General features: G+C 69.3%; 13 protein-coding genes. 8 read left to right on the plus strand and 5 right to left on the minus strand.

The window, feature by feature from the left end; translation table 11 throughout:
• Positions 1-42 precede the first annotated feature (42 nt).
• On the plus strand, positions 43-1104 hold the full coding sequence (locus ACT53R_RS09165) for an energy transducer TonB (protein WP_476171556.1): 1062 nt from the start codon (positions 43-45) through the stop codon (positions 1102-1104).
• 99 nt (positions 1105-1203) lie between these two features.
• On the opposite strand, the gene ACT53R_RS09170 is transcribed toward ACT53R_RS09165, so the two are convergent.
• The gene (locus ACT53R_RS09170; RefSeq protein WP_476171557.1) at positions 1204-1386 is read right to left on the minus strand and encodes a hypothetical protein; all 183 of its coding nucleotides are present in this window, start codon (positions 1384-1386) and stop codon (positions 1204-1206) included.
• 477 nt (positions 1387-1863) lie between these two features.
• On the opposite strand from ACT53R_RS09170, the gene aceK reads away from it, so the two are divergent.
• Complete coding sequence (gene aceK / locus ACT53R_RS09175) at positions 1864-3624, plus strand: bifunctional isocitrate dehydrogenase kinase/phosphatase (protein ID WP_476171558.1); 1761 nt, start codon at positions 1864-1866, stop codon at positions 3622-3624.
• Between the two features lie 10 nt (positions 3625-3634).
• On the opposite strand, the gene ACT53R_RS09180 is transcribed toward aceK, so the two are convergent.
• On the minus strand, positions 3635-3883 hold the full coding sequence (locus tag ACT53R_RS09180; protein ID WP_476171559.1) for a hypothetical protein: 249 nt from the start codon (positions 3881-3883) through the stop codon (positions 3635-3637).
• A 250-nt stretch (positions 3884-4133) separates the two neighbouring features.
• Here ACT53R_RS09180 and ACT53R_RS09185 point away from each other — a divergent pair, with 250 nt between their 5' ends.
• Positions 4134-5003 carry a class I SAM-dependent methyltransferase gene (locus ACT53R_RS09185; protein WP_476171560.1) on the plus strand — a complete coding sequence of 290 codons (870 nt, stop codon included), beginning with the start codon at positions 4134-4136 and terminating at the stop codon, positions 5001-5003.
• 123 nt (positions 5004-5126) lie between these two features.
• Here the strand turns inward: ACT53R_RS09185 and ACT53R_RS09190 are convergent, their stop codons facing one another.
• Positions 5127-5672: a DUF1003 domain-containing protein gene (locus ACT53R_RS09190; protein WP_476171561.1), complete on the minus strand. Its 546-nt coding sequence runs from the start codon at positions 5670-5672 to the stop codon at positions 5127-5129.
• Between the two features lie 63 nt (positions 5673-5735).
• On the opposite strand from ACT53R_RS09190, the gene ACT53R_RS09195 reads away from it, so the two are divergent.
• Positions 5736-6284 carry a pseudouridine synthase gene (locus tag ACT53R_RS09195; protein WP_476171562.1) on the plus strand — a complete coding sequence of 183 codons (549 nt, stop codon included), beginning with the start codon at positions 5736-5738 and terminating at the stop codon, positions 6282-6284.
• A gap of 7 nt (positions 6285-6291) precedes the next feature.
• Here ACT53R_RS09195 and ACT53R_RS09200 read toward each other — a convergent pair whose 3' ends face one another.
• Positions 6292-6669, minus strand: a complete 378-nt coding sequence (locus ACT53R_RS09200; RefSeq protein WP_476171563.1) for a hypothetical protein — start codon at positions 6667-6669, stop codon at positions 6292-6294.
• Positions 6670-6883: 214 nt separating this feature from the next.
• Positions 6884-9520 carry an ATP-dependent helicase HrpB gene (gene hrpB, locus ACT53R_RS09205; RefSeq protein ID WP_476171564.1) on the minus strand — a complete coding sequence of 879 codons (2637 nt, stop codon included), beginning with the start codon at positions 9518-9520 and terminating at the stop codon, positions 6884-6886.
• 267 nt (positions 9521-9787) lie between these two features.
• Here hrpB and ACT53R_RS09210 point away from each other — a divergent pair, with 267 nt between their 5' ends.
• The 4 genes from ACT53R_RS09210 (at position 9788) to ACT53R_RS09225 (ending at position 13204) form a co-directional block, all read left to right on the plus strand.
• The gene (locus ACT53R_RS09210; protein WP_476171565.1) at positions 9788-11536 is read left to right on the plus strand and encodes an endonuclease; all 1749 of its coding nucleotides are present in this window, start codon (positions 9788-9790) and stop codon (positions 11534-11536) included.
• Positions 11537-11791: 255 nt separating this feature from the next.
• Complete coding sequence (locus ACT53R_RS09215; protein ID WP_476171566.1) at positions 11792-12178, plus strand: hypothetical protein; 387 nt, start codon at positions 11792-11794, stop codon at positions 12176-12178.
• A 46-nt stretch (positions 12179-12224) separates the two neighbouring features.
• On the plus strand, positions 12225-12824 hold the full coding sequence (locus tag ACT53R_RS09220) for a hypothetical protein (protein ID WP_476171567.1): 600 nt from the start codon (positions 12225-12227) through the stop codon (positions 12822-12824).
• 29 nt (positions 12825-12853) lie between these two features.
• Entirely contained in the window at positions 12854-13204 is a 351-nt protein-coding gene (locus ACT53R_RS09225) for a hypothetical protein (protein WP_476171568.1), read from the plus strand.
• The last annotated feature ends 125 nt before the right edge of the window (positions 13205-13329 follow it).

The raw sequence follows: 13329 nt of genomic DNA on the forward strand, positions 1-13329 counted from the left end.
CTTGAGATTCCGCCGTTCCAGCCTTCAGGGGAGCCCATCGCGATGTCCATCGCCCGTTCAACCGTCGACTTCACCCGTCGTTCCGGATTCCGTTTCGCCGCGCTCTCGATCGCGCTGACGCTCGCCCTCGCCGCCTGCGGCAGCAAGGACGAAGGCGCGACCGATGCCGGTACCGCCGCGGGCACCACGCCCGCCGACACCGCCCCGGCGACCACGCCGGCCCCGGCGGTCTCCGCCCAGATCGCCGCGATGAGCGTCGATCAGCTGCGCAGCGCTGCCAGCGCCGCCCAGTCCGAACAGCGCATGTACGCGCCGGCCGGCAACAATGCGATGGAGTACTACCTCGCGTTGCGCGACAAGCAGCCGAACGACGCCGCGGTGTCGAGCGCGCTGACCGACCTGATGCCCTACGCGGTGATCGCCACCGAACAGAGCATCAGCCGCGACGATTTCGTCGAGGCGCAGCGCCTGCTGGGCTTGATGGAGAAGACCGACAAGGCCGCGCCCGCGCTGCCGCGCCTGAAGCAGTCGCTCGCCGAGGCGCAGACCAGCTTCGCCGATCGCCAGCAGAAGCAGCAGCTTGATGCCGAGGCCGAGAAGGAACGGCTGGCCAAGCTGGAAGAACAGCGCAAGCAGGACCAGGAGAAGGCGCAGCGTGAAGCGGCGCAGAAGCTGGCCCAGCAGCAGTCGCAGCAGGCTGAGGCGGCGCGCCAGGCGGACGCCGCGCGTGCGGCCGAAGCGCAGCGCCAGGCCGATGCCCAGCGTCAGGCGGAGGCCGCGCGCCAGGCCGAAGCCCAGCGCCAGGCGGAGGCGCAGCGCCAGACGTCGACGCCGGCCGTCGCCACCGCGAAGGACCTGCGTCCGATCAGCGCCCCGGCGCCGAAGTATCCGGCTGAAGCGCTGCGCGCCAACCAGTCCGGCGATGTGGTGGTCGAGTTCACCGTCGCCACCGACGGTTCGGTCAGCAGCGCCCGCGTGGTGCGCGGCAACCCGCCGCGCGTGTTCGATCGCGAAGCCGTGGCGGCGGTCAAGCGCTGGCGCTTCCAGCCGATCGCCAACCCGGTGACCATCACCCGCACCATCGGGTTCAAGCCGGGCAACTGATCCCGCGATCGCGTCACCGTCCGCACCACGACGAAACGCCCGGCCTGGCCGGGCGTTTCGCGTTGCGGGTGGCGCGAAGCGTCGCGCTGCGCCACGCCGTCATGCGGCACGCTCCAGGTCCGGCGTCGCCACGGGCGGCGCCGGCACGGACGCCGGCTCGGGCAGGCGTACGCGCGCATGGCCGTAGCGCGTCGCGAGGCCGCGGCGGCGACCGTAGTGCGAACGCGGCGCGACCTGCTGCGGCGGATGGAGGAACAGCATTTCGGTCCTGAACAACTGCATGGCATCTCCTGTGTGGAACATCGGGGGAAAACGTCGTCGGCGGCCGTGGTACATGCGCGGTCGATGGCAGGCGGCAAGCGGAGGCACGCCGCGCCGCCCGCGGGACGGGCGGCGTTGCGGCCTGGGTGAAGCGCTCGGCGAAGCGCCGGGTGAAGCACTGGTGGAAGCACTGGTGGAAGCGCTTCGTGAAGCGGTGCGGACCCCGCACGCGATGCGCGGGGCCCGGCGGCACGTCCCTGTGCCGGGGGATCGCCGTCCGTGCGCGCCGGCGGCTGCGTCGCGGACTTCCCCTGTCGTCTGCGCCTCCTTGCGGGCCGGGCGGACAGTGTCGCGCGAGGGTGTCTCGCCGACTGCGACGGCATCACGGAATCCCTGCTTTTCAAGAGGTTTTCCGCATCTCCGCCACGTGGGAAATGATACGTCCGGGTGGTCTCACGGACTGCGATGGCGACGTCTGCACGGGCGTACACTGCGGACATGTCCAGTGCCTCCGCCGCCCCCCGCGACACCGCCCGCGAAGCCGCCGCGCTGATCGCCCGCGGCTTCGAGGATTACAACGCGCGGTTCTCCGACCTCACCCGCCGCGCGCGCCGACGGTTCGAGCGACGCGACTGGAAACACGCGCAGGTCGATGCCGCCGCGCGCATCGATCTGTACGACGTCTGCATCAACGACACGCTGGCCCGTCTCGAAGCCCTGCTCGAAGAGCGTGTTCGCTCGCGACCGCTGTGGCGCGCGATCCTGCCCGCGTACGCCGAGCGCATCGCCGCACTGCCGGATCGCGAGCTGTACAAGACCTTCCACAACTCGCTGGTGCGGCGGTTCTTCCGCATCGACGGCGTCGCGCCGGACCTGGAATTCCAGGCGCTCGACATCGTGCCGACCGGCGATCCCGCCTGCCCGGGCGAACTCGCCCACCACGGCTTCGGCCCGGAAGGCGCGGACGCGGCAGCGGCGTGGCGTGCGATCTTCCTCGCGCCGGGCTGGGCCAATGGCTGGGCCGATCTCGATGCCAGCGTGAACGCCGTCGCCGACGTGTTCCGCCGTCGCGGCGTGGTCGGCGTGTCGCTGCTGAAGACGCCGTTCTTCCGCGAGCGCCGCGCGTACCTCGTCGGCGCCGCGCACGGTGCGTCGGGCGCGGATTACCCGGTGGTGATCGCGCTGGTCAGCACGCCGGCCGGCGTCCGTGCCGACGCTGTACTCACCGATGCCGAGGACATCTCGATCCTGTTCGGCTTCTCGCGCAGCCATTTCCACGCCGACCTGGCGCGCGTGAGCGATGTCGTCGCGTTCCTGCATCGGCTGCTGCCGCGCAAGCCGCTGGACGAACTGTTCACCGTGCTCGGTCGGATCAAGCAGGGCAAGACCGAGCGCTACCGGCAGGTGTTCCGGCATCTCGCCGAGCATCCGGACGAAACGCTGGTGCATGCCGACGGCGAGCGCGGCATGGTGATGGCGGTGTTCACGCCGCGCGATTATCCGGTGGTGTTCAAGCTGATCCGCGACCGCTTCGCGTATCCGAAGGATCTCGCGCGCAAGGACGTCGAGGACAAGTACCGGCTGGTGTTCCGCCGCGATCGCATCGGCCGACTGGTCGACGCGCAGGAATTCCGGCGGCTGCGCTTCCCGAAGCGGCAGTTCGCGCCACCGGTGCTGGACGAGCTGCTGCGCGAATGCGCGCAGACGGTGCGGCTGGATGGCGACGACGTGGTGATCGGCCATTGCTACGTGGAACGTCGCGTGCGTCCGCTCGACGTGTACGCGCGCGAGTCGCCCGTGCGCGCGGCGGAGACGGCGGTGCTGGACTACGGACAGGCGATCAAGGATCTGGCGCGCAGCAACCTGTTTCCGGGCGATCTGCTGCTGAAGAATTTCGGCGTCACCCGGCACGGGCGGGTGCTGTTCTACGACTACGACGAACTGTGCCTCGTGGAACAGTGCCGTTTCCGCGCGGTGCCGGCGATGCGCGAGGAGGACGAGACGCGCCCGCTCGACGAATGGCTGTATGCCGCGGCGGACGACGTGTTCCCGGAACTGTTCCCGCAGTTCCTGGGCCTGCCGGCCGCGCTGCGCGCGACGCTGCGCGCGGTACACGGCGAGATCTTCGATCCGGCGTGGTGGCGCGACGTGCAGGCACGCCTCGCCGCCGGCGAGCACTTCGACGTGCCGCCGTATCCGGTGTCGGCGCTGCTGGAAGGATCGTTGCGGGAAGCGAAAACGGAAAACCCCGCCGCGTGAGCGGCGGGGGTCAGGCGGCGCGGCCGATGTGCGCCGCCGCGCTTGCGGCGGCGCTGTCGCCGGCATTGCCGATCAGGGTCTCCACGACCGGCGACGCCGTCATCGACGGGGCATCGGTCAGGGACAGGGTCTCCGGCAGCGTGCGGGGCTGGTCGGCCTCGCAGGGACGGCGGCCGTAGGTGCGGCCGTAGGTGCGCCGGTAGAGGCGGGAGGCGAGCGCGGGCTCGCGGGGGGCGTGAAGCCAGGTGCAACGGAACATGGTCGATCTTCCTGATGATGGTATGGGCGGGATTCGCCCGGGGTTCCCTGGATGCGGTGGTGACCGGACATCTTTGGTACTGCGGCGTCGCAGCCTCATGCTGCAATGCAACATATTCTGCCCGGGATTTGTTTCACCGCGTTACACGCTGCTGTCACCGTTGTCACACAGTCAGGTTCGACGCGCACTGGCGACCCTGTGCCGGGGCCGCCACAATCCCGGTCCCGCCCCTGCCGTCGACGAGTCCGCCATGTCCCGCAACGCTTCCTTCGCCGCCGTCCTGGCCCTTGCTGCTGCCGTCGGCACGGCCGTCCTTGGTGCAGTGCCGTCGCCCGCGCCGGCCGCGGAGCGGGCGTCCGATGCCGCGCTGGCCAGGGTGCTCGCCGGCGATTGGCGCGATCCGAAGAACAGCGCGCGTGACGTGTACCGCCATCCGGCCGAGACCCTGTGCTTCTTCGGCATCGCGCCGACGCAGCACGTGGTCGAGATCACCCCCGGCGGTGGCGGCTGGTACAGCGAGATCCTCGGGCCCTACCTGCGCGAGAAAGGCAGCTACACCGCCGCGATGGTCGATCCCGCGGCGCTGCCCGAAGGCCGCGGTCGCGACTACCAGCAGCAGGGGCTCGACGCGCTGAAGACGCGGCTGGCCGCGCATCCGGCGCAGTTCGACAAGGTCGCGTTCGCGCTGTTCGACCCGAAGCAGCCGGTGTTCGGCGCGCCGGGCAGCGTCGACACGGTGCTGACCTTCCGCAACGTGCACAATTGGGTCGCCGCCGGCACCGCACAGGCGTATTTCGACGCGTTCTTCGCCGCGCTGAAGCCGGGCGGCACGCTGGGCGTGGTCGACCACCGTGCGAAGCCCGGCACGGACCTGGAGACGATGAAGTCCTCGGGCTATCTCACCGAACAACTGGTGATCGACTACGCGACGAAGGCCGGCTTCGTGCTCGCTGCGCGCAGCGAGATCAACGCCAACCCGAAGGACGACACCCGCCATCCGAACGGCGTGTGGACGCTGCCGCCGACCAATCGCCACGATGCCGAGGACGACGCGATGTACCGCGCGATCGGCGAGAGCGACCGGATGACGCTGCGGTTCGTGAAGCCGCCCAAGGCATGAAATGAAACACCTGGCCATCCGGGCCGCGGCCGCGGCCGGTGGCGATGAATCGCCGGTTCCGAGCCTCCTTGCTCGCCGGTCACTCGAATCAGAGGGCCCCGGCGAATCCGCCGGGAGGGCGCGTCAGTCCCGCGCCGCCAGCAGCCGCTGCAACAGCGCGATCTGTTCGCCCTGCGCGGCGAGGATCTTCTCCAGCTGCTCCACGCGCAGCTGGTCCAGCTTGTCGTGCAGCGCCATGATCTCCAGCTCGGCCTTGAGGTTGACGGCGTAGTCGTGCTCGGCCGCCTCGCGGTCGCGTTCCGCGTGCCGGTTCTGGCTCATCATGATCACCGGCGCCTGCAGCGCGGCCAGCATCGACAGCAGCAGGTTGAGGAAAATGAAGGGGTACGGATCGAACGGGTGCGCGCGCAGCAGCCACACGTTCGTCGTCACCCACGCGCCGAGGAACACGAGGAACAGCCCGATGAAGGTCCATGAGCCGCCCAGCCGCGCCACGCCATCGGCGACGCGTTCGCCGAAGGTGCGGTCGTCGTCGACTGCGGACGGCGGGCGGGCGGTACGTTCGCGACGCAGCAGCTGCGAGAGCACGGCGCGTTCGGCCTCGGAGGCGTGTTCCCAGGCCTTGCCGAGCCAGCGCGGGGCGAGTGCGGACGGATCGAGGTGGTTCATGGCGATGGTCGTGTGGGGAGCCGGCGACAGGATAGGCCCGGCCGTGGCCGGCGGCGTGTGCGGATGCTGATCGCGTTCAACAAGCCGTACGGCGTGCTGTGCCAGTTCACCGACCGCAGCGTGCCGCCGCGGCCGACGCTGGCGGCGTTCGGCCTGCCGGCGGGCGTGTATCCGGCGGGCCGGCTCGACCACGACAGCGAAGGCCTGCTGCTGCTGACCGACGACGGCGCCCTCGCCCATCGCCTCACCGACCCGCGGCACAAGGCGCCGAAGCGCTATCGCGTGCAGGTGGAGGGCGATCCGCAGCCGGAGCAGCTCGACGCGCTGCGCCGCGGCGTGTTGCTCAACGACGGGCCCACGCGTCCGGTGCCGGTGGAACGCATCGACATCGCGACCGCGATGCCCGATCTGTGGCCGCGCGACCCGCCCGTGCGTTTCCGCAAGACCGTGCCGGATGCGTGGCTGGAGCTGGAACTGCGCGAAGGCCGCAATCGCCAGGTGCGGCGCATGACCGCCGCGGTGGGCCTGCCGACGCTGCGGCTGGTGCGCGTGGCGATCGGCGCGCACGCGCTGGAGGGATTGCGGCCGGGGGAATGGCGCCGGCTGGATTGAATCGCTGTCAGGCGGAAGCGGTGTCGTCGCGCCGGGCCCGAGCTGCACGCACGCGATGCACTGGCACTTCCTTCGGCGTGCGTCGGGTCGCGTCGTCGTCGTGCGCATCGGTCGTCGCGGAGCCTTCGATCGGCGCGGTTGTGGCCTTGCGGCGACGATAGGCGCCGTAGGCCAGCACGCCGGCGCCGACGACGACGGTCGCGATGGCGAGCGCCGGATTGCGGCGTGCGAAACGGACGGTGGTCTTCGCACCGCCCCGGGCAACCGCGAGTGCCGCGCCCGACGTCACCCAGTCGCGCACGCCGGTGGCGGACGGGGCGACGAGATCGCGGGTGCGGGTGGCGAGCGCGAGGCTGCGGTCGGCGAGCGTGTCGAGGGTGCGCATGGGGTTCTCCTGTCGTGCATGTCGCGGGGGGCGACGTCGCAGCCAGTGTCCACGTGCGACACCGCGATGGCGGACGCGGTGTCGCCGCATGCAGGTCATCGTTCATTCCGGCACGTTTCGCGCCGGAAAAACATGCGCAACGCGCGATCCTGCGGGCCGCATCGTGCAGGACGAACGCGTCAGGCCGTGCAGCGAAGATGAATCGCCGCGAATGTCACGTCCCCCGCGGCTTCGCCCGATGCGTCGCCGTTGCCGACCACGGGTCGTCCGGCCACGGATGCTTCGGATAGCGTCCCTTCATTTCCTTCTTCACTTCCGGGTACGTGCGTTCCCAGAAGCCGTGCAGATCCTGCGTGACCTGCAGCGGGCGGCCCGCGGGCGACAGCAGGTGCAGCGTGAGCGGCACGCGGCCGTCGGCGATGCGCGGGGTGTCGGCAAGGCCGAACAGTTCCTGCAGCTTCACCGCCAGCACCGGCGGCTGTGGCGCGTCGGTCTCTGCGTCGTAGGCGTAGGCGATGCCGCGCTCCATGCCCGACGGCACGGTGATGCGCAGCGGCGCGAGCGCGTCGATGCGCTGCCGCGTCGACCAGTCGAGGCCCGACTTCAGCGCTTCGGCGAGCTCATCCTCGGCGAGCGCATCGAGCCGCGTCTTGCCGGCGAACGCAGGCTTCAGCCAGGTGTCGAGGGTCGCGAGCAAGGCGTCGTCGGAGAGATCGGGCAGCGCGAGGTCGGGCATCCACGCGCGCAGGCAGCGGACGCGCGCGCGCCAGTGCACCAGCGACTCGCGCCACGGCAGCGCGTCGAGGCCGAGCGTGCGCACCGCGTCGGTGAGCGCCTGCGCGGCCTGCGCGGGATCGACCTTCCCGGCCGGGCGCGCGTCCAGCACGATGCCGTCGAAGCGCTGCACGCGTTCGGCGACGAGTGCGCGGCGATCGGCATCCCAGCGGACTTCGTCGCAATCGGAGAAATGCGCCGCGAACTCGGCGCGCAGCCGGCGTTCGTCGACCGGCGCCGCGCGCAGCAGCTGCGCGTCGCCGCGTGCGTGGCGCAGTTCGCTCGCCACCAGCCAGGGTTCGCCGATCAGCGCGCTGTCGTCGAACAGTGAGGCCATGCGTCCGTTCGCCAGCTGGTAGCGGCGGCGGTCGCTGCCGTGGCGGTAGGCGATGCGATCCGGAAACGCGTGCGCCAGCAGATCGCCGAGCGCGTGCGCCGGCGCGTCGTCGGGGGCGCGCGCGTCGCAGCGCAGGCGACGTCGCCACTGCGCCGCAGCCGCGTCGATCGCCTGCAAGCCCGAGCGCGAGGCCTCGGCCGGCGTGCGTCCGCGCCGGAACGCCGCCAGCGCCTGCCAGCGCGCGGCGAGGGCGTCGCTGCGTCCGCCGCCGGGCACGGCGCGCAGGGGATCGCGCGCTTCGACGAGTGCGGCGAGATCGCAGGCCAGCGCGGCGTCGCGCGGCGTCGGCGCGGCCAGCAGCATCGCCGCGAGCCGCGGATGCGTGCCGAGCGCGAGCATCCGCCGTCCGAACGCGGTGATGCCGCCGCTCGCGTCCAGCGCACCGAGGCGCTGCAGCAGGTCGCGCGCGGCGGCGAGCGCGCCCGGCGGCGGGGCGTCGACGAAACGCAGCGCGTCGCTGCCCCAGGCGGCGAGTTCCAGCGCCAGCGACGCCAGCTCGACCTGCGCGATCTCCGGCCGCCGCTGCGGCTCCAGCCGCTGCGATTCCGGCCAGAGGCGATACGCCCAGCCCTCGGCGACGCGGCCTGCGCGGCCTGCGCGCTGGTCGGCGGACGCCTGCGCGATCGACACCACGTCCAGCCGCGAGAAGCCGCTGTTCGGGTCGTAGCGCGGCTCGCGCGCGAGGCCGCTGTCGATCACCGTGCGCACGCCGGGCAGGGTGACGCTGGATTCGGCGACGTTGGTCGCCAGCACCACGCGGCGGCGGCCGTCGGGCGCGGGTTGGAGCACGCGCGATTGCTGTTCGACCGGCAGTTCGCCGTGGAGGGTCAGGACTTCGACGTCGTCTTTCCCTTCTCCCGCCGGGAGAAGGTGGCGCGCAGCGCCGGATGAGGGCGTTGTGACGGTTGGCGCTTCCGGTCCGCCGGCCCTCACCCCCGCCCCTCTCCCGGCGGGAGAGGGGCTTGCAGCCTCCAGCAGCGCCTGCACGCGGCCGATCTCGCGCTGCCCGGGCAGGAACACCAGCACGTCGCCTGGATGCGCGGCCAGCGCGTGCTCCACCGCGCGCCGGGCCTGGTGTTCCGGTGCCTCGTCGCGGCGCGCGGGGAAGTGGGCGATCGTGACCGGGAAACTGCGGCCGGCACTGCTCAGCCGCGGTGCGTCGAGATCCCGCGCCAGTCGCTCGCCGTCCAGCGTCGCCGACATCACCACGAGGCGCAGGTCCTCGCGCAGGCCGGCCTGCACGTCCAGCGCCAGCGCGAGGCCGAGGTCGCCGGCCAGGTGGCGCTCGTGGAATTCGTCGAACAGCAGCGCGCCGACCCCTTCCAGCATCGGGTCGTCCTGCAGCATCCGGGTGAGGATGCCCTCGGTGACCACCTCGATCCGCGTCCTCGCAGAGACCTTGCTCTCGAAGCGGATGCGGTAGCCGACCGTCTCGCCCACCGCTTCGCCCAGCTGCTTCGCCATGAACCCGGCGGCCGCGCGGGCGGCCACGCGGCGCGGCTCCAGCATCACGATCTTGCGCCCCGCCAGCCAGCCGGCGTCCAGCAGCGCCAGCGGCACCTGGGTGGTCTTGCCGGCGCCCGGGGGGGCTTCCAGCACCAGCCGGGTGCCGGCGGAGAGGGTGTCGCGGATGGCCGGCAGCAGTGCGGCGATGGGGAAGGCGGGGGACGGCGTCGACATATCCGTACAGGCTAGCAGTCCGCCGCCCGTCGGCCGGGAGGGGCGGGTCCGCGGGCGACCGCTGGCACCTGTCACACGATGTCGGCTAGATTGCCCATCCCCGCCGGCGCGCCCGTGCCCCGGCGGGCCGCGTCGGGCTTTGGGGAGCCGCGCGGATGCAAAGCCGGCGGCCGGGGATCGACGGGCCGTCGCCGGAACACGCCCGGGACGTGCCTGTTCCATCCATCCAACCGAGAGACCTGACTTATGTCGCGTGTGTTGTCCACGATGTCGCCGCTCGCGTGCGCCCTGCTGCTCGCCACCGGCGCCGCCCATGCCGAAGTTTTCATCAACGAATTCCATTACGACGATTCCACCGCCTCCGGCGACACCGGCGAGCGCATCGAAGTCGTCGCGACCGCCGGCGAGACGCTCAGCAACTACAAGATCTACCTCTACAACGGCGCCACCGCGACCGCCGCGGTGATGTACGACAACGACCCGGTGCCGGCCGGCAGCCTGGTCACCTGCGGCGCGCAGGTGCGCATCGCCACCCTCGCCTACGCCACCAACGGCATCCAGAACGGCCCGGCCGACGGCATCGCGCTGGTCGACGGCGCCGGTCAGGTCGTGCAGTTCCTGAGCTACGAAGGCCAGATCAAGGCCAGCGACGGTCCGGCCGCCGGCCGCACCAGCGTCAACCTCGCCGTGTCCGAGACCGGCTCCGACGCCGCCGGCAAGTCGCTGCGCCTCAGCGGCACCGGCACCGCGTACTCCAACTTCACGTGGAACGCCCCGGCCACCCAGACCTTCGGCGCCTGCAACACCGGGCAGACCTTCGTCGCCCCGAACCCGCGTCCGTCCGTCAGCTCGACGACCCCGGTCGCCGGTGCCACCGACTTCCCGGCCGCGGGCAACCTCTCGGTCGTGTTCAGCGAACAGGTCGCCATCGCCAGCGGCGCGTTCACGCTGTCGTGCGCCACCTCGGGCACGGTCAGCGGGCTGACCTACCCGACCTCCGCTTCCAACACCGCCAGCATCTCGACCAACACCGCGCTGGTCGGCGGCGAGGCGTGCACCTTCACCGTCGTCGGCAGCAAGATCACCGACGCCAGCGGCCAGACCATGGCCGCCAACACCGTCGTGAACTTCAACGTCGCCTCCGGTGGCGGCGGCGGCACCGGCTACTACCAGCACGTCAACACCAGCAGCCCGTCGCAGTTGCGCTGCTCGCTGCACCAGACCATCCGCGGCCACACCGCGTATTCGTACAGCGGCGGCACCACCAACACGTGGACGATCCTCGAGATCGCCGACGAGGATCCGAACAACGCGGGCAAGATCCTCGACGTGTACATGAATCGCAGCTTCACCAAGGTGAGCAGCCGCGCCGGCACCGGTTCGGGCGTGGTCTACAACCGCGAACACACCTGGCCGAACTCGCTGGGCTTCAGCAGCTCCACCGGCAACCTCGGCCTGCCGCACTCGCCGTACACCGACACCCACATGCTGTACCTGTCGGAATCGGTCTACAACGCCGATCGCGGCAACAAGCCCTACGCCAATTGCCCGCAGTCCTCGGGTTGCGGCGAGCGCGTCACCGACGTGAACAACAGCTCCGGTGGCGGCAGCGGCGTGTACCCGGGCAACTCCAACTGGGTGATCAGCCCGGACGGCAACGGTGGCTCGTTCGAAGTGTGGAACAAGCGCAAGGGCGACATGGCCCGCGCCGTGATGTACATGGCCATCCGCTACGAAGGCGGCACGCACCCGACCACCGGCCAGAACGAGCCGGACCTGGAGCTGACCGACACTCGCAGCCAGATCGTCATCACCTCCAGCTCGCCCGCCTACATGGGCCTGCTGTCCACGCTGATCGCCTGGCACCAGGCCGATCCGCCGGATGCCGCCGAACTCGCCCGCAACGAAGTGATCTACAGCTTCCAGGGCAACCGCAACCCGTTCATCGACCATCCGGAATGGGCCACCAGCGCGCTGTTCACCTCGGCCAAGCCGGGCACCTGCACGCTGAACTGATCGGTTCGACATCGCGATGCGACACGGAAACGCCGGCGGGGGACCGCCGGCGTTTTTCGTGCCCGTAATCGCGCCCGCAACAGCCGTGATTGACACAATCGAAAACGCGGCGCAGTCTGCGACCGGCGCCGCCATCGGCATGCAGTGAAGACTGGAAAACAAGAGACTTTTTGCAACTGAAAATCACCCGCGATCCAGGCTGGATCATGCATGGGGCGTGCGTCGAACCCAACCAATCAGAGAAAGGAGATTCTCATGAAAGCAATTCGCGGCTTGAAGGTCATCGCACTCATCGCCGGCATGTTGGTCATCGGCGTCGCGGTTGCAGCCAACTATGTCGGCAAAAGCAGCATCCGTGTGAGCGGCGGCATGATCAGCGGAAGCGGATACACGCAGAGTGCGGTCCTCGCGACCTGGATCAGCACGCAGTGCTCTCTCATTGTGCCTGGGTGGGGCGCGGCCGCCAACGGCAGTCTGGTCTCGAGAACCAACAGCTACGGACCGGTGACTGCAGGCGCCGAAGTCGGGCAGCAATACCACCATGGCGAGCAGATGTACACGATGTGCACGCATCGAGTGACCATCAACAACGTGCTGCAACCGGTGCTGGTGACCACGTCGAATACCATCGTCATTCCGTGAATCCTCGCGGGACGGGTGCGCCCCGGATTCGGGGCGAGCATTCTTGATGCCGACGCGGATGACCATGCAGGAAAATAAGGTGAAAGTGCAGCAGCAACATAGAAAGCATCCCGGAACGTACGACACGGAAAAATTGAAACGACTGGAAGAGGACCTCAAGGCAAGGATGAAGAAGGAATTCGCCGGCTTCTTCAGGGGCGATTTCTTGGCCAATGATGGAGAAGATTTCCTTCCCGAGCCGATCAGGTCGTTTGAGGACGCGAGTGCTTTGCATGCGGGCGCAGGGTTCTACCTCATCATGTCGGACTGCAAGTACGAAGAAAACGAATGCAGTTTCGTCTCGAATGGCTTGAAAGCCATTTACAGGGGGCATTGTCATGGCGTGAAGAAGCGGATCCTGAGCCACCTCTTCAACGCGCACTATCGGCGCAACCTTCCGGAACGAGGCACTCGATACGACGTCTGCATGAAGCTGGATGGGAACAATGGCATCAACATCACGGATCCGCCCTACAGCCAACATCGCTGGAGCGTCATCCTGTGCCGGATGAAAGGAAGCTCGAAAATGATGCGCGAACAGGCCGAAAAGGCTTTCGATGAAGTGTTCGGCCAACCTGCCGGCTCCAGAGACAAGACAGGGAAATAATCGAAGTATGCATTTCGAGACGGCGACAGATGGCCGACGTTGGAACAACGTCGGAAAAGGTCGGCGCATGGATATTTTCGCTTTCCTGCCTATCCGCACCCTGCTTCCATGACGTCCATGAACCATCTGGAAAAATCGCCGGGACGCTGAGAGCCCGCCTTTGGTGGATCGTGCTGGTGGTGGTGTCGGGCATGACGATTACGGCTGCGACCATAGTCTTCGTGCCATCGCAACTCGGGTTTGTCCTGGCGGGGCCTCTGGTGGTCTTTCCATGGACGCTGCTGTGCGCAGCGTTCGCACACCAGCCTTCGCGGTCGTCGCTCGTGTTCCTGGTGGTCTTCGCAATCGCGGGCCCCGCATGGCCGCTTCTTTTCATCTAGCCAGTCGCCGAACCGCACGCTGACACCGGTTCCGAGTCGAACACGACACAGTCGTCATGCTCCAGGTCGATCGCATCGACCAACGGGACACCTTCGGAGACCTGCACCGCGACGCGGCGGACCCG

Source organism: Lysobacter sp. DMC104, from assembly GCF_056313665.1.